General features: G+C 49.8%; 10 protein-coding genes. 4 read left to right on the top strand and 6 right to left on the bottom strand.

Features of this window, described 5'->3' with window-relative positions; genetic code table 11:
- The first annotated feature begins 375 nt into the window (after positions 1 to 375).
- Positions 376 to 738, top strand: coding sequence for a hypothetical protein (locus HMPREF0670_RS08035; RefSeq protein WP_044077973.1), 363 nt, complete (start codon positions 376 to 378; stop codon positions 736 to 738).
- Positions 735 to 1,574, top strand: a complete 840-nt coding sequence (locus HMPREF0670_RS08030; RefSeq protein ID WP_009230664.1) for a hypothetical protein — start codon at positions 735 to 737, stop codon at positions 1,572 to 1,574. Before HMPREF0670_RS08035 ends, HMPREF0670_RS08030 begins: the two co-directional genes overlap by 4 nt.
- A gap of 262 nt (positions 1,575 to 1,836) precedes the next feature.
- On the opposite strand, the gene HMPREF0670_RS08025 is transcribed toward HMPREF0670_RS08030, so the two are convergent.
- The 4 genes from HMPREF0670_RS08025 to HMPREF0670_RS08010 form a co-directional block, all read right to left on the bottom strand.
- Entirely contained in the window at positions 1,837 to 4,761 is a 2,925-nt protein-coding gene (locus HMPREF0670_RS08025; protein ID WP_009230663.1) for a M16 family metallopeptidase, read from the bottom strand.
- A 46-nt stretch (positions 4,762 to 4,807) separates the two neighbouring features.
- Positions 4,808 to 6,328 carry a DUF6850 family outer membrane beta-barrel protein gene (locus tag HMPREF0670_RS08020; RefSeq protein WP_009230662.1) on the bottom strand — a complete coding sequence of 507 codons (1,521 nt, stop codon included), beginning with the start codon at positions 6,326 to 6,328 and terminating at the stop codon, positions 4,808 to 4,810.
- An 87-nt stretch (positions 6,329 to 6,415) separates the two neighbouring features.
- On the bottom strand, positions 6,416 to 7,774 hold the full coding sequence (locus HMPREF0670_RS08015; RefSeq protein ID WP_009230661.1) for a DUF4876 domain-containing protein: 1,359 nt from the start codon (positions 7,772 to 7,774) through the stop codon (positions 6,416 to 6,418).
- A gap of 57 nt (positions 7,775 to 7,831) precedes the next feature.
- Positions 7,832 to 10,618, bottom strand: a complete 2,787-nt coding sequence (locus HMPREF0670_RS08010; RefSeq protein ID WP_044077972.1) for a TonB-dependent receptor — start codon at positions 10,616 to 10,618, stop codon at positions 7,832 to 7,834.
- 677 nt (positions 10,619 to 11,295) lie between these two features.
- Between HMPREF0670_RS08010 and HMPREF0670_RS16705 the strand changes: the two genes are divergently transcribed.
- Positions 11,296 to 11,763 (top strand): hypothetical protein, encoded by a 468-nt coding sequence (locus tag HMPREF0670_RS16705; RefSeq protein WP_198009288.1) that lies wholly within the window; start codon positions 11,296 to 11,298, stop codon positions 11,761 to 11,763.
- Between the two features lie 535 nt (positions 11,764 to 12,298).
- Here the strand turns inward: HMPREF0670_RS16705 and HMPREF0670_RS08000 are convergent.
- Complete coding sequence (locus HMPREF0670_RS08000) at positions 12,299 to 15,124, bottom strand: M16 family metallopeptidase (protein ID WP_009230659.1); 2,826 nt, start codon at positions 15,122 to 15,124, stop codon at positions 12,299 to 12,301.
- Between the two features lie 739 nt (positions 15,125 to 15,863).
- Between HMPREF0670_RS08000 and HMPREF0670_RS07990 the strand changes: the two genes are divergently transcribed.
- Positions 15,864 to 17,201, top strand: a complete 1,338-nt coding sequence (locus tag HMPREF0670_RS07990) for a hypothetical protein (protein ID WP_232213885.1) — start codon at positions 15,864 to 15,866, stop codon at positions 17,199 to 17,201.
- 422 nt (positions 17,202 to 17,623) lie between these two features.
- On the opposite strand, the gene HMPREF0670_RS07980 is transcribed toward HMPREF0670_RS07990, so the two are convergent.
- Positions 17,624 to 20,863, bottom strand: a complete 3,240-nt coding sequence (locus HMPREF0670_RS07980; RefSeq protein ID WP_044077971.1) for a glycoside hydrolase family 2 TIM barrel-domain containing protein — start codon at positions 20,861 to 20,863, stop codon at positions 17,624 to 17,626.
- Positions 20,864 to 21,072 lie beyond the last annotated feature (209 nt).

Here is a 21,072-nt window from a genome sequence, read left to right as displayed (position 1 = left end):
CTGGTAGGGGGTTGGGGGTGAGGCCGGTTGGGGCTGTGTTTGAGGTCTTTTTTGACCGTTTTCACCTCTCCTTCTTTCAATACCCACATTACCCCGTATGAGAATTAACACATCAAAAGCGTAACTTTTTGAGCCTTATATTTGGCGTGTTTCTTTTTATTTTATATATTTGCAATATCTTGCTACCCTATGTATAGGCGTTTATTCACATTAATGATCAAATCATTATGAGCGTATGACATGACCCTTCTAACAGAGGATGAACTTTAAAACATTTATGGAGGAAGTTTATTTGGCACTATCTTTTTAAGTTGCTGAAAGCCCATTTCTTCCATGAGAAAACAGACGAGCATAGCAATGAATCACTCAACACACATGAATCTACCGATATACACATGGCCGATACAAAGTTTGGTATATAAACTAAAACGCACGAGGGTTCTTTTCCTTGGGGCTGCAATTACTATTTCTGCCACATCTTTTGCACAAAAGCATGTGATAGAGAATGTTGCCAAAAAGGATTCGGTATGTAGGAAAGAGCAGAAAGCCCTTTCCGACACAACGGCACTCTACCTTTACTTACGTTTTCAAGGCTTTTCACCCCTCATTCTTAAACGTAAGGAACAAGAAAAACGTTTCAACCCCAAAGCGTTAAGTTGGCCGAAATTCGACCCAGACAAAGAGAAATTCAACAACTTGCAACTTATAAACATCCTAGGAGATCACTTGTTAAGATGAACAAAACGCTATTCTCATGTTTAAGTATGCTGTTTTTCTGCCTGTGTACTTACGGGCAAGCAGAATTGAAAGAGAAAGACAGCTTACTATACACATCATTAGAAGTGTATAGCCACAAGGTGCAGTCAGTGGCCGCGTTAGTAGATACTGGTTGCAGCTTATGTGTAGTAGATTCTACTTTTGCAAAAGACTCATTGGGAATAGCTATGCCCGACAAACTAAAACTAATGGTAAACTCACGCGACAATCGAATGCCCACTTGCGTTTTCGATTCCGTTCGTTTTTGCGGTAAAACCTATCGCCAGGTGCTTTGCATCATCATCAACCTAAAAGGCAAATTCCAAAGGTTTGCGCCTAATTTCATTCTTGGGGCAGATATTCTGAAAGATAGGCCATTGCGTTTTGACTATGAAACAATGACCATCACTCCCAATCTAGGTGATAATAATGGAGGGATTGTGCTTAAATGGAAAGACAGCCATAAATACACCGATATCCCGATGAACTTTATTGTGTTTGAAACGCGCATACAAGGGCAACATGTGCGCCTTGTCTTCGACACAGGCAGTAGGAACAACAAACTTCCTAACGACATTCGCATTGCACCATCAGGAACAATACAGAAAGAAACGGCGAATGTAAGTCAACAACTTACCATCAAACAGGTTCGCCAATATAAGGGGGTTACCTTTGGTTTAGGCAAACAAACTATCGTTCTCGACTTTATTGAGGGCGAAGACAATTATGGTTTGCTCAGCTTGAATTTCTTAAAAGGCCACTCGTTTATCCTAAACTATAAAGAAAAGAAACTCGAAATACTCGCACCTAGTTTGTAGGGATGTGCTAAAAACAGACTAAAGTTCAATCGCTATTGCTTGTACCCCTTTCCATTGTAACAAGTTAACAAGCAGACAAGTTGATGGAAGATAGAGTAGCTAACGAATTAACAAGTTGGCGAGTTAACCAGTTGACGAGTTAATCAGTTGGCGAGTTAACCCGTAACAAGCGTACAACAAGCAAGGCATTTCACTCCCCTCTCCCTTTGGAGAGGGGCTGGGGGTGAGGCCGAGAACTTGTGGTTGCGGCTTTTTTTTCCTCTCACTCCGGCATCATCACCACTTCAACCCTATTTTCTTGCGCCATTAATTGTTGTGCAATAAACTGTTGCAGACGTTGGGGCGTGATGTTTTGCAGCTCGATGAGATAGTTGGTGTGGATGTCGATGCCCTGTTGCGCCCATGTTTGCACAGCTCGTAGCCACGTGCTGTTTTGCTTTGTGCGTTCTTCAAAGCGTTTGGCAAGGTGGCGTTTCACGTTTTCGAGGAGCGTGGGGTCGATGTTACGAGTCATGTTTTCGGCCTCGGCGCGCATCGCATTGAGGGTGCTGTCAACCAATTCGGGTTTCATGGGGCAGATGCCATATAGCTTTAAGTAGGTGGTGTTCACATCGGGTGCGAGGGTGCAAGAGGCATCGGTGCTGTAAGCTGCACCCATTTCTTCGCGTATTCGCTGTGTGTAGCGCATGCCAAGCAGCTGACCAACGGCCTCGGCCATCACGATATTGCCTAGCGTATAGGGCGTACCCTTGGCCCACCACACGATGTAGGCGTTGGCTTTTGGCGTGGTCATGGCATGTCGGAAGTGGTTGCGTGTGATGCCGCGAGCATAGGTTTGTACGCTGCGCAGTGCGCCAACGAGGGATGTTTCGCTGTTTGGAGCGGCGGTAGTGGTGGGCGCGGTGGAGCTTTGCGCTCTCTGATGGCGGGGCGAAGGGTGGTTGATGGAGGCGGGTTGACCTGAAACGAGCAGGGGTTTGCTGGCAGGTAACGAGGCGATGTAACGGCAAACGAGGGCGAGAAGACTGTCGCGTTGGAAGTTGCCAACGAAAACAAAGGTGAAGTTTGCAGCATTGGCCATGCCTTGGCGCGCCAAGGTGAGAATGCGATTGGGGTCTACATGGTCGAGATCGGCGAGCGTGTTGTTGGCAAAACGTGGGTTGTGGGCGTGCAAGGTGGCCGTAAGCGAATCGCTAAGGGCCATTTCGGGCAGGCCTGACACTTGGCTAAGGCGCGCCCTGCTGTTGGTCATGATGTTGTCAAAAGCCTGTTGGTCAGGGCGCAAGGCGGTGAAATACAGGTAAGTTTGCTGCAAAAGGCACTCGGCATCGCGTGTAGAGGCACTGCCGTTGAGGCTTAGCCAATAGGTGTCGAGCGAGAGATTGGCGTTTGCCGTTTGCCCTGTTAGCACCTTGGTGAGCTGTTGCGACGAGAGAGAACCTAGTCCGCTACTACCCACAATGCGATTGAAGAAACGCGCATTGGCGAAGTCGGCCTGTCCCAAACGCGACGAACCACCAGGCGCAAAGACCGTCATCAGCAGCTCGTCTTTGCCCGTAGAGGTGGGTTTGAGCAGCACCGTCACCCCGTTAGACAGCTCTATGCGCTCGATACCCAAAGCGGATTCTTGACGTTGACTAACGATGTGGCCTGCCTTGGGCAATATGGGGAGCAGCGGTTGGTTGGGGGTATTGTCTTCGTAAGGGGCGATGTTGGCCGTGGCAGGCTGCAAAACGGCCTGCAAAAGCCCTTCTTTGGTGGGTGTGTTTGCACCCTCGCGCTGGGGGTTAAGACTAAGAACAACGAGGTTTCTACCGCTAGTGGGGAGCATCTTGCGCAGCCACTGTTGCACGTCGGCAGGCGTAATGGCATCAACAATGCTTGTTCGCAACTTCCGAAGAGCATCGGGCGAGGGCATGGGTTCGCCGCTTAGGGCGTGTTCCACCAGTTGGTTGCCCAAATAATTATTACCCACTTCGTTGCGCGCGGCATACTGTCGTTCGATGATATTGCGCTCTTCGGCCTTGGCACGAGCCAGTTCGGCGGCCGAAAACCCATGCTTGGCAGCGCGCCATAGCTCGGTCATCACGGTTTGTGTGGCGGCCTGCGCCTGTCCGTCTTTGGCCATAATGGTTACTTGGAAGGCGTATTTTGAGGAGGCATAGAGATATACGCCATAGCCCACCACGGCCTGCGTGAAGGGGCATTGGGGCTTAACCACCAACTCGGCAAGGCGCATGCGCAACATCGACATCATCAAAGAGCGGCGCGCCAACAGGGCGTAGTAACTGCGCGTAGACTTCTCGGAGGGCGTTATGGGCGGCATTTTGCAGAACACTTGCACAAGCGTGGTGCGCTGTTCGGCATCGCTATCTACCACAACGATTGGCTTGGCGTTGTCGGCAACGGGCACAATGGCGGGTCGGCGCGCGGCCTTGGTGGGGCGTATGGGGGCGAAAAGTGCCTCGATGCGTTTGGCCGTGCGCGCTACATCCACATCGCCCACCACGATAACGGCTTGATTTTGTGGGTGATACCATCGGTGATAATATTGCCGAAGGGTGGAAGGGCCAACGGTGTCGATTATCTCCATCAAGCCTATTGGCATGCGATGAGCGTACAAACTGTTGGGGTAAAGGCGTGGGAGATTGCGTTGTAGCATGCGTGCTGTGGCCGAATTGCGCTGTCGCCACTCTTCGTTAATTACGCCACGTTCTTTGTTTATCTCTTCGGGAGAAAACGAAATGTCGCACGCCCAGTCGCGAAGTGCAAGCAGACAACTGTCTAAGGCCGAGACGCGCGCTGTGGGAACGTTGTTGAGATGATACACGGTGCGCTCCATTCCGGTATAGGCGTTGATGTTCTGACCGAATTTTAAGCCCAGCGTTTCGAGGTAAGCCACGAATGTATTGGATGGGAAATGGCGCGTGCCGTTAAAGCAAAGGTGCTCTAAGAAATGGGCCAAGCCGCGTTGGTTGTCGCTCTCTTGCAGCGAGCCAACGCATTGGGCGAGGTAGAAATTGGCACGATTGGGGGGTGTGTTGTTGCGAAGTATATAATAGGTAAGGCCGTTTGGCAACTTGCCCACATGCAGGTTGGGGTCGGTGGACAGTGTTGCCTGTGTGCGTTTGGCGTTTGCCGAAAGGGCAAACAGGGCGAGAACAAGGATAAGGAGGTATTTTTTCATTTACGCAAAGGGGTGTTATCGCTGTTGTGTAAAGGACTGTTGGCCGCTAGAAAGCCAAGCCGAGGGCAGCCTCAAAGTTGTGGCGCGTGCCGTGAATGGTGGGTTGGGCTTTAAGCACATAGCCCAATTGGTAGGCCAAGGAGAGCGTTAGCTGATAGTGGGCGAAACGCTTGGCCGTACCCAACGCTATGCGTGTGCTGGCCGTAGACGTGGCGTAGAAACGTTGCAGGGGAAGTGCTAGTTGGGTAGAGAACACCGTTTCTTGCGTTGATGGGTAGCTTAGCGAGGCCTTGGGCAAGGTGAAGGCTTGACTTGCGCCATAGAAAAAGGCGAAGTTTCGAGGCAAGCCACGTTGCGAACGATAGGCTGCAGCGAGATGGAAAGCATCGCGAACGAGGGTGTGTTGCGTGGCTCCGTCTTGTCGTTTCTCGTGTTCGGCGGTGGCATCGAGCGCAAATAGGTCGAGCCGCTGCGAGGTAAAACGATGGTAGAGCAAGGCGTTAAGGCCGACATCGCGATGGTTATACACATAGTTTTTCTGTCCGCCGAGGATGTTATCTAGCCTATCCCACCCCTTGGTAAAGTGGGCGTGAACTGTGGTTTGCAGGCGAAGAGCGGGCGAAAGGGGATGAATTAACCCCGCAAGAATGCGCGTTTGGCGAACGTTATAGGTGGAAAGGAGGTTGGCCGACACGTTTTTTGTTCGGCTTCGGCGTATGCTGTCGCTTTGCGCAAGATAGCTGGCGCGCGCCCAAAGCATCGTTTCGTTTCGGGTAAAGCTGGCTTGTAACGACAGTTCGTGCCCGTAAGTGTTGGCTTGCATCTCACGGTTTTGCAGCTTACCCGTCTTTCGGTGCATGCCAAATCCCATCAGTTCGTAGGCCATAAAGTCCAATCGGTCGATGCGATCGTTATTCTCGTTTACGTAAATAATGTTGTTATCGCTTGTTCCGTACACCATTCCTGCCGCCATAGCGATATGTACGGGGGCGAGGTTTAGGCCCACATTGAGGTGATAACGCGAGTAAAAGCTCTCGGTAGAGGGGCGTGGGTCGTTGCTGCGCGCGCCCTTATGATACCTTATTTGCAAGGCTGCACCGAGATCGAACAGACGCGAAAGACGGTAATTGGCTGCGCCTTTAAGTTGGTAGGTTTCGTTTAGCCAACTGCCTTTGCGTGGCGAAGCGAAATAATAGGGCATGCCCAGGCGTGGCGTTTCGCTAAGCAGCCAACCCACACTGTCGGCAAATTGTCGGTCGTAAGCAAACTCACCGTATAGTCGCCAGCGGTTAGTGGTGTGCACGCCCATAGACGAAAGCCGCAAATTCGTATCTTTTTCGGGTGTTTGCAGGCGCATTAAAGGGCCTCGTTCGTGCGTGAAAGTGGCCGAGGTATAACCATAGCTCTGCGCCGGTAGCAAGTAAATGCCCAGGGGCGAGGCCATGATTTGGTGGTGTTGCCGCCACTCTTGGGGGGTGAGAACGGCAAAACGCGTGAGCGAATCTTGGGCGGAGGCGATATAGAAAAGCCCGAACAAGAGGCTAGATACGAATAAACGTGCGTGCATGTTGTTGATTTGGGAATTTCGTTATAGGCAATTCTCCGCCTGCCTGCTTTTTCTATGCAGGCAAGCGGAGATGCTTATAATGGGGCGTTACTTGCTTGGGGCAAACGCCTTTGGGTTTGGAATCATCTGAACAAAGTCGAGAGCAGAGTTGTTGAGGTCTTGCAATATGCGGCGACCTTCGTTCACTCGGCTCACCTTACGCGAGATGCAACGGAAACTATAATCGGGCTTTGAGTAGGCATAGCTGGCATCTAGTTGCTTGGGGAAAGCCTTTGGCGACACGTAACCATCGGCATTGGGGTTGATAACCTCAACGGCATCGATGATGCCCGCAACGGGTATCTGCATAAATTGCGAGGGGTCGGCATACTTCATGTCCCTGTATGGGCGCAGGTAGAGGGGAAGTTGGGAGGGATTGGGGTGGCGGAAGAGCACGTAACCCTCTTTGCCGTTGCGCGAAAGGCGCATGTAGCGGTTGTTGCCTTTATGCAAAATCACCATGTTGTCAGCGTTCTTGTTGTCCAGTTCTTCGTTTCCGGGGTAAACAACGTCGAACTCGGCATTGCTCAGGTTGAGGGTTGAGTCGGGCCATTCGGGTTTCACTTCCTTGCCGTTAACCGTGGTGTAGGGTTCTTTAAAGTTGAGGGCGAAGGGCGCGATGATGAAACTTTGGCCGGGCTTTATGGGGTAGGTTTTGCCGTTTCCAGGCACCATAAGCACGATGTTTCCGTAAACATACTTGTCGTTAGCGCCTTCGGGGTCGGCCATTCCCTCTGCTTTGCTCCAATCGTAAGTTCCTTTCGGGGTGAAATAGAACTTTTGGGGCTGGGCATACTCGTGCCATTTGCCGTTGTTGCGAAGCCCATATCGGTTCATGGTTGTTAGCGCAATGCATAGGCTGTCGGCGTAAAGGGTTCGGTTGGTGTTGTTGTAAATCTCGATAAAGCAGTCGTCTTCGCCTGCCGCCTTCTTGTTGTCAGACCCTGCGTAGTAGATGGTTTTGAACACAAAATCGTCTGTTCCGCCAGCCGTTAGCTCCAAATCTATGCCTGTTTCTTTGCCAGGGCTAAGTTGTATGCCCGTTGCGGCGGCCGAAAAAGCGATGTCGCCGTCGGCTTCCCTGCCGGTAAGCGCTTTTATTTCTTCGGTCGAGAGGGTGTAAGCGGCAATCACGTCGTACATGTCTACGGGCAGATTGGCCAGCACGGTGTCTTTGTTGAGGGTGGTTTCCACCACTGTTTCTTCCCTGGTGCTGGTGTTTCGCAGCGTAACGGCAACCTTCTGGTTCTTCGCTTTCTCGAATTCCTTGGCTAGTTTTACGTTCAATTTAATCGATGCGCCATGCACTTCGGGTGCATCATCTTCGCTGCAAGCGGTGAAAAAGAGCGTTACACCCACCGCCATGAGTAAGAAGATACGATAATTCCAAAACATTTTTCCTTTCATTGTATAACAAGTTTATTGTTGAGTAATGCCGCTTTTGCGAGCGTGATGCGTGCCCATTTAGAACTTGTAGCTAACATCCATGCTCACCGTTGGCGGCTGATTAAAGTATATTCGTTCGCCTTGGCGTTCTATCCAAGGGCGATAATTGAATACATTATTTATATAACACGATAGGCGCAGCTGCTTACCAATCTCCTTAGACACGCGAAGATGACAGTTGGGAACGATGATTGGCTGCGAAATATTTACGGGTTCGTTGTCTTTTAGTCGCAGATATGCCCAGCGGATGTCCTTTCGTTGCTGCTCGTCGAGGTACACACGACGGAAGTTTCGGTCGACGTAACCAATGGGATAGATGTCGAACCCGTGGCGGTTGAAGTGCCTGAACCAGAAGTTTTGCAGGCGCAAGTTGAATATCAAGCCAAGGGTGGGTATCTGTTTGGTGAGGCTTAGGGTGGAGATTAGCTCGTGCGAACTGTTCTTTGTGGGGGCGTAGATGCCCGAAACGGCCTCTTTGTCGAGGTCGATAGACGTACCCATACGTTCGCCTTGATGGTGGTAAAGGCTGTAATTGTAAACCACCGAGAAGTTAACGCCTAGGCCCAAGGGCTTGATGTTGCGCAGGTTGCCAATCCATTCTACGCCTGCATCGCGACTGTAAAGCAGGTTGCGGGGCGTGTAGTAATAGTCGATGATGAGTTCGGGGTTGCCTTTTGGCGCATAAATGGGCCGTTGGTTGGGCGGTTGCGACACGGTTTCGTAACGCTGAACCCACATCGTATCGAGCACAGCCTCCGAACTTATGCCGCGCAAGTCTATCTTAAGATAGCCCGTTAGCGAGGTGTTGAAGTTGCTGTTGGCATAGGCTGTGCCTACTTCAAAGCTGTGTGTGTAGGGCGAAAGCAAGTTGGGATTGGTGGGATTAACCACTTTGGTTTTGTACATAAAGAGCCGCTCGTTGGCGTTGTTGCTGTAATTGCTGTACACCAAACGGTCGAAATACACGTTTTCGGGATATAAAAAGGCCGTGGCGGGTATCTTATAACTGATGCCGTAGGCCGCATTAAAGCTCAATCCATTGTCTAACGCCCACATCATGTTGATGCGTGGAGAGGCCGCAAAGCGTTGGTTTTGGTATTCAAGACGTAGGCCTGCCGTTGCGTTTAGCGTGCCGTGAGCCGTGGGCAGCACCAACTTGTCTTGCAGATACAAGCCGTATTGGTTCAGCTTGATGCGGTTTCGGTACTGGTAAGAGCGGTCGCCGCGCCCGCCTTGTCCGCCATCGTAGAACGGAGTTTCGGCGTTGAAAATCTTTCCACGCCCATGATTGGCCTCGTGTCGGGCGAAAACACCCAAGCTAAGCGTGTGTGTGGCGCGGCTCCACCTTAGCGTTCGGCGTGCCTCTACGTTGGCCGAGAGGGCCAAGGGCTTGCCGTCTATCTCCAAAAGAGCCGTGTAATAGGGTGGCGCAACATCGGTTTCGTGCACGCCGTTGGTGTAGGCATCGGTGATAAGGTTTAGCCTGTTGTTGGCGATAAACTCTTCGTGCATGTCGTATTGGTGCGACAGAGAGAGCGAAAAGTTATAGTCGATGCCGTCGATAAGCGCATTTTGTTGGGGCGAAAGCGCACCGCGCAGGGCCAAACGCAGGTTTTGGCGGTCGGTTCGGGTGCGGTTAAGCGTGGCGTCGGGGTCGCTTTTCAGTCCGTCAACGTTTTTGGAGAAGTCTACCGCGAGGGTGTTTTCCCATGCCAAGGCTCGGCTAATGGTGTGTGTCCACGTGGCGTTGAGGGCGATGTTGGCGTTTGTTTTCAGCTTGTCGCGCCTGTCGCGGGTGCTGTGCAGATAGTCTACGTTGAGGTTAAGCATGCCCCAACGCTCGCCAAGGGCGAAACCTTTGCCCAACGAGGCATTGAAAATATCGTATTGCACCTTCACACTACCATAGAAAGGGGTAAGTCCGGCGCGGCGATTGATGATAACGGCACCGCTACTTAAGTCGCCATACTTGGCAGGAGCCACGCCCGAAATCACCTCAACGCTCTCTATCGACGAGGCTGGGATAAGGCGTAAGTCGTTTCCGCTGCCCACGTTCTCGTTGTTGTCGGTGTTAAAACGTCGGTCGAACATCTTGATGCCGCCCCATTTTCCGTAGCTGTCTAGCTGCATGTTGGTGTTGTTCGAGAGGGGCGTACCGTCTACCACGTAGGCAATACCGAAGGCGGCGTTGCGCACATAGTCGTTAAGTTTGTTGCGCGAATAGGCATCGAGGGGGTTTTGCAGGTCGCCTTGCAGGGCCGAACGTAAGGTTAAGAAACTGGCATTGTGCATGTCGGTATTAAGGATTGCCTTACCTGGCAGTGCCTGAACGATGTCTGCCAAGCTGTAAGCCTGTATGTTGTCGATGGTGTTTCGCTGAATGAGCATCGACGAATTGCTGTTTCGGGGTGCGCGTGTGGCGTTCACCTGCACGTCTTTCAGGTAAAGGTTGTTGTCGTCTAGTGCGATGTTTATCTTCTTGTCTTTCGCCACGGCATCGTGCGTGATGGTTAATTGGCGCGTGGCTTTGCCCAGATACGACACTGTTAGGCGCGTTCCTTTGGTGGTAAAGAGTGTTGGTTTTAGGCGTAATCGGCCTTGTGCATCGGCGGTATAGGTAAGGCCGGCACTCTCAACGATAACAGTGGCGTAGGGTAAGGCCTGCCCATTGCGGTCGGTAATGGTCAATGAGATGTTCTCGTCTGTGGTTTGGGCGTGTGCCAACTGGTTAAAAGCACACGCAAAAGCCATGAACAAAACCATAACACGTATTCCTCCCCATAGAATTCGTGTGGGAAACTTCATATCTTTTTGTCTTTTTCTTGTCCTGTTAAGTGCAAAACACACTATGCAATTTGCAAAGTTAGGTGTTTATAACGAGCTGAGCAATACCTATATGTAGGTATTTGCAGGGCCTCACCCCCAGCCCCTCTCCAAGGGGAGAGGGGAGTGATATGCCTTGCGAATTTGACGCTTGCTGGTGACTAATCGCTTAGATTGTTAATGTAGTGGCTTCACCCCGAGCCCCTACCAGCCTCACCCCCAACCCCTCTCGGCCTCACCCCCAGCCCCTCTCCAAAGGGAGAGGGGAGTGATATGCTTTGTGAAGTTAACACTTGCTGGTGACTAATCGCTTAGCTTGTTAACTTGTGTGTCTATCAACAGATGAAATTGCCAGTCATCAACTTACCAACACAAAAACTCACCAACTCACATTACCAACTCACAAACTTACCAACTTAAAAACTTAAATTGTTGTTTTTGTTTTACAAAACCTATCTTTTTCTCGACCCGTTCTAGCGAAAATATAGGTGAAAAAGTGGGTGAAAAGCCACTGTTCCTAGTTTTTCACGTCCTTCAACTTGTCTGTTTTTAAGAACAAAACCTGCATTTTGCACCATTTTGCCTTTCTAGTTTGGTTGCCTGCTCGTATTTTTTCGAGCCCAATAACCCCCTTTTAGACCCTAAAATCCCACTTTTTAATGGCCATTTTGCCCTTTTTGGCCATCTGTTTCATGGTTCGAAAAGGTTTTGTTTATACAATTGCACTGGATATTTATGCTTTTCACCTTGCATTTAGCGGCAAAAAGTACTGCATTTTGCACCATTTTAGCTTGCGTTTAGCACCAAAACGCACTGCATTTAGCACCAAATTGCACTGTATTTTGCTGCAAATGGCCCAAAATATGGTGCAAATGGCGTTTTTATTAAATAAATATTCATCTTGCCGCATTCACAGTCTACCCCCTTTTTGCACCAAAACAAACCCTTGCGAGAATCGATTTTTTGCGGCAAGGTGGGCGATTGGTGGAAAAATCGCAGCCATAATGTTAATATTCTTGCTGAAAATTAGACAAAACGTTTGTGGTATGTACGCGAGCATAGGCAATGGCACGAAGGGCATGTACGCTTACCACAGCCTGGGCGAACCGTTGCAGGGCTTACATTAAAAGCCAAGACGGCCTTATCTACTCGTTAACTTATAAACTGGTAAACTTGTTCGTTTGTTAACTATCCTCTCGTCAGCTCATCAACTCGTCCCCTTGTTAACTTGTCCACTCGTCACCCCGTCAACTCCGTTCCCTTGTTCCCTCGTCATCTTGTTCACTCCTTCCCCTTGTCAACTTGTCCCCTCGTCCTCTTGTTAACTTGTCAACTCGTCAACTTGTCCCCTCGTCAACTCCGTCCTCTTGTCAACTCGTTAACTTGCCCACTTGTCCCCTCGTTAACTCCATTCCCTTGTTCCCTCGTCCTCTTGTTCACTCCTTTCCCTTGTTAACTTGTAAACTTGTTAACTCGTCAACTCCGTTCTCTTGTCCCCTTGTCAACATGTCCACCCGTCCACTCGTCCATTCACAAATCCCATAAACCCAAAACAGGTAGGGAAGGTCTTGCAAACAGACCCGTCCCTACCTGTTTTTCGTTAGGATGGATGGTGGAATGGTGGGCCTGTGTGTCGGCCTTTCCACCATACGCTTTATGTATTTACTTCTTTTCTTCTGCTGGCATCATCGTAACCTGAATGCGGTTGCCTGCTTTCAGAATTTCTTTAACGAAGTTGCTAATGCTCTCGGGCGTTTGCTTAGCCACAAGTGCTTTGTAATCGGTATGCAAGTCGATGCCGTAGCGATACCACGTGCTGATAACGCCGGCCCAATAGCCGTTGGTCTTCGCCTCGTTGTCGGCTTCCTTCACCATGTACTCTTTCACTTTGGCCAGCATTGAGGGGTCGCACTGCTTAGAAAGGTTGGTAACCTCGTCGCGCATGATTTGCAAAGCCAGGTCGGCCTTCTCTGGTTTCATGGGACAGTAAGCAAAGAGGGTTACATTGTGGTCCTTGTCGTCGATGCTTGCCGAGCCTGCGGCGCCGCAAGTGTAGGCTGCACTGGCATCCTCGCGTATCTTTTTGAGGTAAACCATGCTGAGGATTTGGCCGGCAATGCTGGCCTTGATGGCATTCTCTGTGGTGTAGGGGATGTCTTCGCTAAACCAAACCATGTTGGCATCGGCCTTCGGCGTTTCCATCTTACGTGTAAAATCGTTGTTGATTACGCCCTTTTTGAAGAAGGTTACCTTCTTGCTGTTGGGATTGGCACCCTTAGAAGGCAGCGAACCTAGATAGCGTTCGATGAGCGGACGAATGGTTGCCTCGTCGTAATTGCCGATGATGATGAAACGCCAACCGTTGGCGTTGGCCGTGCGTTCGGCTGCCATGTGCAGTATTCGGTCGTAGTTAACCTTGGGAAGGTCGGCCAACTCGAGGGGTTTCACGCGTGGATTGTGTCCGTAGATGGTTGCGCTGAGCGAGTCGCTGAATGCTTGGTCGGGCGATATGGCACGGTTTTGCAGGCTCACTTTCAAGCTTTCCATCAGGTTGTTGAATGCCTCTTGGTCTTTATTAATCTTGGTGAAGTGCAGGTAAACCAGCTGGAACATCGTTTCAATGTCCTTAGGCGTGGCGTTTGCACCAACACGCATGCGCTTTTCGCTCATCGAAAGGCTTGCCGATGCGTTCTTTCCGGCGAGGGCTTTGCTCAGCTCGGTGTTCGAGAAGTTGGCCAATCCGCTTACTTCGAGGGCACTGTTGAAGACGTTGAGGTTAACAAAGTCGGCCGCGCCATAGCTCGAACTGCCCGCTCCGCCGCTACCAGAAAGGCGCACTTCGTCTTTCTTATAGTCGGTTTTCTTCAACAATACGGTTACGCCGTTAGAGAGTTTCAACTCGGTATAGCCGAACTTAGGACCGCGTTTTTGGCTGACAACCTTACCGGGTTTGGGCAATTTGGTGATGAGCGGCTCGTTCTTCACGTTGTCTACATAAGGCGTTAGCTTAGCGGTGCGTGCTTGGTTTACGGCAGCTATGAGCCCTGCTTCGGTGGGATATGTCAGTCCTTCTTTCTCCGGGTTGAAGTTAACGATAACCAAGTTGGTGTCGGTCTTCGACACAAGGTCGGCAAACACCTGGTTAACAAACTCCAATGGGATGTTGGGCACCACCTGTTTCATCGTTTCGTAGTAGTATTCGATGGGCGGAATGGGCTCGTTGTCCAGGAAGTTTTCTTTGTAGCTGTTGGCGAATTGCGAGGTAAAACGCTTGTCGCGGTTGCTGTACATGCGGTCGAGCGAACTGAGTGTAGACGATTTTGAGCGGTCGTACTCGGTTTTTGTAAAGCCGAATTGTGCTGCTCGCAACGCCTCGGTGTAGGCTGCCCGCAGTGCATCGGCCGTTAACTCGGTGGTTTTGGGCGACACGGCGATGGAGAACGCCTCCTTGGTTTTGGCAAAGATGTAGCTTTCTACGCTTGCACTGGCACCAACGAAGGGGCAATCGGACTTGAGGGCGGCCTCTGCCAGGCGGTCGTTAAGCAGACCGATGCCCACGCCTTTTACGTATTCGTACACCAGATAGTTAACATCGCCCTTCACCGAGTCGGGAGTAGCATCGCGTTTCATCATCATTTGCACGATGGTGCTGGTTTGTTCCTTGTCTTTGTCGATGATAACGATGGGCGTATTGTTGTCGGGAACATTCTCGGTTACTACGGGCGAGGCGTTTGCGGGGTTCTTCATGGGGCCGAAAAGCTTTTTAATCTCGGCTTCAACGTGGTCTACGTCCACGTCGCCCACAACGATGATGCCTTGGTTTGTGGGGTGATACCACTTCTCATAGTAGTCGCGCAGCTCCTTATACTTAAAGTTGTCTACCACGCTCATCAGTCCGATGGGGTAGCGCAAGCCGTATTTCGAGCCGGGATAGAGCTTAGGTAGGTTGCGTTCGAACATTCGGCTGCTGGCGCTAGTGCGCAAACGCCACTCTTCGTGTATCACTCCGCGCTCTTGGTCAATCTCTTTCGGGTCGAGTGTAAGGCTACCGGCCCAGTCGCGAAGGATGAGCAGGCACGAGTCTAGTGCGCTTTGGCGGGTGGTTGGTACGTTGTCGATGTTGTAAACCGTTTCGTCGATGGCCGTGTAGGCATTGAGGTCGGCTCCGAATTTCACGCCCAAGCTTTCGCAATAGCGCAGCAAAGCATCGCCGGGGAAGTGTTTCGTGCCGTTGAAACACATGTGTTCGAGAAAGTGAGCAAGGCCGCGTTGGCTTTCTTCTTCTTGCAGCGAACCCACCTTTTGGGCGATGTAGAAGTTGGCTCTCTTTTCTGGCCAGTTGTTGTAACGGATGTAATAGGTGAGCCCGTTGTCGAGTTTACCGATGCGAACGGCAGGGTCGCGTGGAATCGGGGGCATCTGCATTTGCGCCTGAACGCCGCCACAAAGGGCGAGAAGAGCTAGCGCGAGCAAGTTTCTAAAACGCATAGGATAGTTTATTTGTTTTTGTTAATGGGGTAAAACCTCGAAAGAGGTGGAGTTTATTTGGCAGCAAAGATAAGTTATTTTTACCAACTTCTGCATGTTTTTCGTATTTAATTAACGAAAAATCATCGCTTGAAGGATAAATGTGCATCATCATTTCGCATTATTGGTTGTTTCTGGCAGAGGTTTGTTTGGATGTTTGTAGTCATTTGCGTAGGTTTTAGTTGTTTAGCAATTTAACGCATATTATATAAAGGATGGTTTGAAAGGGGTGACTGTTGTGTGTGAAGTGGGGCTTGGCATGAGCGGATGAATGGGCGATAATTTTTGCTTAGCAAGGGCGTGTTTTAAAGTGCTTTCCAGTGCTTTGTGGCTGGGGCTAGCGGACGTTTTGGGCTGGTTGGGTGTCGGTTAAACTCGTCGTTTCGTAACGTCGCAAACCAACCAGCGTGCTTACTATTTTCATCAAACGTCAAAAAAAATATCAAAATCTCTTTGTTTGAAGTAAAATAAAGCGTAACTTTGCAACATCGGAATAAGATAATAGTTAAATACCACAGATAATACAAAAGCCTACGCCGCCCCCGATTAAACTCCGCGAAGGTATGGGCTTACTGAAACGGAACGGGGGCGGGCTGTCAATTGCTAGGGAAATACATTCCTGAATATAACGACCAATAGTATTGTGTCACATCTCTTAAACAATTAAAAACGCCGAAAGAATGGATGCTCACTTTGGAGGTTGCTAACTTATCTTTTCATAAATCGTACTTGTAATTTCGGTAAGTTTTGTTATCTTTGCAACAAGAAATCACTAATCCATAATATAATTATGACGGCTTTAGTTGGCGTTTTAAACAAACATGCCGTTGCCATAGCAGCAGATAGTGCCGTGACAATGGGCAATACGCATAAGGTGGTGAACAGTGCAAATAAGATTTTTACGCTGTCTAAGTTCCATCCCGTGGCCGTGATGGTTTTTAACAATGCCGCCTTTATGGGTGTTCCGTGGGACATTATCATCAAAGAATATCGTAAAGAGCTAGGAAGTAAGGCTCTTCCAAGCGTAAAATGTTACGTTGATGACTTTGTAAGGTTCTTGCATTCTAGAGATTTCTTTTGCGACAGTACGACGCAAAGTAAGTATTTGGGTTTGTTGTTGGAGGCATTTTGGGATTTATGCATAAGCGAAACTCATGGTGGTTCGGATGCCATTGCGGCATCGGGTTATAGTGAAGACAAGGTTAAAAAATTGCTGAACCAGGCATTAACTTACTTTGAGAAACAGGAAAAATGCCCAGAATTAAAGGATTATTCATACGATGTGTTCATAAAAACAAACAAGGAGGTTGTTGGAGATTGTGCAAGTAACAAAGGATTGAGTGAAAAAGAGTTACTCAGCAAGGCATTCCATGCCTACCTCTGCACACAGATAAGCACGCAATTAAGTACAGGATTAGTTTTTGTAGGCTATGGGGAAAACGAAATTTATCCCTCACTCTACCCCCTTGATGTGGCAATTGGCGTTGATAAACGCTTGCGTTATTATTGCGAAGAGAAGAAAGTTGCAGTAATTTCGGAAAATGGTTCGCATGCAATTATCACTCCATTTGCGCAAACGGACGTTACACAAACCATCATACAAGGTATCAATCCCTCGTTTCAAGATATAATATATAGTGTGACAGAAAAGTCCATCAAAGAATTTATTAACGTAATTACATCGTACATAGATGCAGACCCAACCGCTGCACATGTCTCGAAGAGTATAAGGAACCTAGAAACAGACGACATCATTCGAGATATTATGCGGCAAATGGGCCGACAGATGTTCGAATCGTACACAAAACTGCTGTTGAACACTGTGATTTCGCTAGATAAAGAGGATATGGCCAACATGGCTGAAAGCTTTATAGCCTTGACGTCGCTTGTGCGTAGGATGCAACCTGGCAAGGAAACTGTGGGTGGACCTGTGGATGTTGCGGTGATATCTAAAGGAGATGGTTTTGTGTGGATTAAAAGAAAGCATTACTTCAAACCCGAATTGAACGCCGCTTTTTTCAATAACTATTTTAAATAAGGAAGGATTTGCTATGGATTTAATGTTAAGTAGCCTGTGCCCACACACAAAGTTGGAGGGTACTCTTTTCACGAGGGAGCAGGTGGACGAAATATCTACCCGCATAGCCAAACGTGTTTCGGAGAATGTTGCCAGGCAATTGGGGGTGAACAAAGGCTCGTCGTCTGATGCCGGCAATAAGCAGGAAGGAAAATAAACGAGATGAGGTTGGCTCTTAAGCGTAGTTGAGATTGCTTGTAGACAGCCTTTAAAAAGTATAGGTAACGAAAAAACGGGGGTGCGCTGAGCTTGGCGCACCCCATTTTTTGTTGTATGTTGGGCGTATTCGTTTCCTAAGTGTGATGACTGTTGCGGCTAGCCTTGGGTTTCGCTAGGGTAACAAGGTGTCCCAAGCCAGCTTTTCAGCCCCCTTTGCTGTGCGTTTACTTCTGCGGAATAATGCTAAACGTAAACGTATATGGCTTGTAAGGCAGGCGATAAGGCGGCAGGGCGATGGCCTCTTTGCTCCAACTGTTGACGCCACCCACGCCCGTTTGACCCAAATCTATGCAAAGCTCGGTGTATTTAGACTTTGGAACTTGTGGCGAATGGCGTTGTGCCTTCTCCAATCCTTCGTCTAAATCGGCGATGGAATAGTGCAAAGCACTGGCCGAGAACAGCTCTGGCGACACGATACGGAAACCAAAACCATTGTCGTTTGTTTGTTTCCACCAGCGTATGTCGCTCTTCGTGCCCGTTTCTTGCGGACGGATATAGGGATAAAATTGCTCGTCGGCCGTTTGTTTGTAAATGCCAACGTTTTGCGAAAGCTTGCGGTCGGCGTAGTTCTCAATAGGGCCGCGGCCGTAGAACTCGCTCACCTGCATGTCGTAAGGCAATTGCATCACCATGCCATAACGAAGAAGGAACGGCCGTTCGTCGGCTGTTTTGGGCGTCATCTGCTGGGTAACGTGCATTGAGCCGTCGCCCATAACGCTGTAAGTGAGCGTAAGTTGCGCGCCCACTTCGGGCATGTCATACTCTACATGTACATCCGCCTTGTTGTCTTTCTTGTCGAGTGCTGCATTGATAGCCACAAGTTGCAGCTTGGGTTCGCGCCAAACACGATTGTGCTTTTGCACACCTGCACCCATATCGTTATCGGTAACGGCGCGCCAGAAGTTGGGTTTGAGCGTTCCGCCTTGGCCTAGAATTGGTTTCCCATCCACATTGTAGGTGGCTAGAAGACCCGAAACGCGGTTGAAAGCCACCGTGAAATGATTGTTGGAAACCACGACTTGGCTTTCGCCAGACTTATTTCGGAGGTTCAGGCGCGTGTCTTTGTCAACCGCGGGTGCCTTTGGCATCTTACGGAAACAAGCGCCTTGCTGCATCTCAAACTGGTTGTAGGCCACGCGTGTGCCTGCATCGAGCAGCGGTTCGGCCGTTTTCAGCACGAAGTCTACGTTCAGCATCAGCTCTGCATGGGGGCAAAGGCTATCTGTTTTGATGGGCAGGGCAATCTCGCAACGCTGTTGTGGCTGAACATCTAGCTGCTCCACCTCGCCCGTTTGCACGGCCTTACCATTTTTAAGCACCGTCCAAACCAGCTTGTAGTTATCCAAGTTGCGGAAGAAATTTTCGTTATACACGCTTATCTTTCCTGCTTTCAGGTCAACGGGTTCGGCCCAAATGTTCTGGTGCCAGTAAGCAATTTCGTAGGCATGCGGGTTAGGTACGCGGTCGGGACTGATAATTCCGTTGCAGTTAAAGTTGTTGTCGGATGGGTCGTAGTCGTTATAGTCGCCACCATATTTATATATCTCCACGCCGTTTTTATCCTTTGCGCGAAGTCCTTGGTCGACAAAGTCCCAAATAAATCCGCCTTGGAACTTGGGATATTTGCGCACCAAGTCCCAGTATTCCTTAAATCCGCCAGAGCTATTACCCATCGTATGGTTATACTCGCATTGTATCAGCGGGCGCGTTTTGCTGTCGTCGCGCGCGTAATCTTCGCACCATTGGTGTGTGCGATACATGGGACAGGCGATGTCGGTGCTGGGACCGTCTACGCCACCGCGTTCCCACTGCACGGGCCTGCTTGGGTCGTAGCCCTTAATCCACTTGTATGCGGCGGCGAAGTTTGGCCCATCGGCCGTTTCGTTGCCCAGGCTCCACGTGATGATTGATGGATGGTTGAAGTAAGTTTGCACGTTGTTTTGGTTGCGTTGCAATATCTGCAAGGCAAACATGGGCTTTTTTGAGGGGGCATCGTCGCCATATTGAAAGCCATGCGACTCTTGGTTTGCCTCGGCCACAACGTAAATGCCGTACTCGTCGCACAAGTCGTACCACATGGGGTCGTTGGGATAATGGCTCGTGCGCACGGCATTGATGTTGAGTTGTTTCATTATGCGGATGTCTTGCACCATGCGTTCGCGGCTCACCACGTATCCGCCATCGGGGTCTATCTCATGGCGGTCGGCTCCCTTGATAAGCACGGGCTGGCCGTTAACCAACAGCTGCGCGTTGCGTATCTCAACCTTTCTGAAGCCCACCTTTTGGTTGGTTACGGCCACGTATGCGTCCTCGTCTGCCTTCTTAGGCTGTTGTCCTTTCTTTACGCGCGAGTCTACAACGATTGTTCTCAGCGTATATAGATAAGGTGTTTCGGCAGTCCACTTGTGCACATTGGGCACTTTCAGTTGCGTTTTACCGTCCGTTGCGTGGGTGTTGGTTACAAGATTGCCCTCGGCATCCAGCAATTGATAAATTAACGCCGTGCCATTTTGTGTCTTCGCATCGATGGTTAGTGTGCCATTGGTGTAATTGTCGGTCAAGTCGGGCGTTATGCGGAGGTCTTCCAGGTATGTTTTCTTATCGCGCGCATAGAGATATGTATCTCGTGCCAAGCCCGAAAGCCGCCAGAAGTCTTGGTCTTCGCAGTACGAGCCGTCGCACCAACGGAAACATTGGAAGGCGATGAGGTTATCTCCTTCTTTTAAATATGGAGTAAGGTCGAACTCTGGTGCCACCTTACTATCTTCGGAATAGCCCACGAAGTGGCCGTTAACCCAAAGGTAGATGTTAGACGTTACCGAGCCGAAATGAGCGATAACTTGTTTGCCTTTCCATGCGGCGGGCAGCGTGATGGTTCGGCGATAGCTGCCCACGTGGTTGTCTTTTACGGGCACTTGTGGCGGGTTGTCCTTGAAATGTCCGCGCCATGCAAAGCCCACGTTCAGGTAAACGGGGTCGCCATAGCCGTGCAATTCCCAGTTGCCAGGCACGGGCATGGTTCCCCACGCCGTGTCGTTAAAGTCGGTTTCGTAAAAGCGGGTGGGACGTTGGTCGGCATTTTCCACCCAATTAAATTTCCAATCGCCATGCAACGACAAGTAGTTTTCCGAGCGTTTTGGGTCGCCCATCTTCGCCTCCTCATAGTTTTTAAAGGGGAAGAAGTTGGTGTGCATCGGCATGCGGTTCAGGGTGTTCACCTGCAAGTCGTGCCATTCGGTGAACGTAGGCTGTGCCGCAATGCGGCTAGCGGCCACTGTTTGTTTTGCAGTGGCTTTTACATTGCCCTTTGTTGCAGAACGTTTCAGCTTGCTTTGCGTTGCTGTTTGGGCTTGTGCCTGCAAGCTGAGGGCAGCCAGTGCCGCCAAAAAGAATATTTTCTTCATGCTGTGAAGGATTGTTGTTAGGTTGTTTTGTTTTGCAAAGATACGATTTTTAGTTGAGTTTGGAGTAAGCTTATGTGTTTATCCGTTTGATACTTGGTGCACCTGTTTTCCCTTTTTCTTGGTGGGATAATGGTGCGCCACTGGTTGTTTCGGGGCAAAGGCAGGTGGTTAGAAGACAAAACAAACCGCCGCACAACGTCCTGATGTGG

Origin of the sequence: Prevotella sp. oral taxon 317 str. F0108 (assembly GCF_000162415.1) — a bacterium.
GTDB classification, from domain to species: domain Bacteria; phylum Bacteroidota; class Bacteroidia; order Bacteroidales; family Bacteroidaceae; genus Prevotella; species Prevotella conceptionensis.
This window is presented reverse-complemented; position numbering and strand designations above follow the sequence as displayed.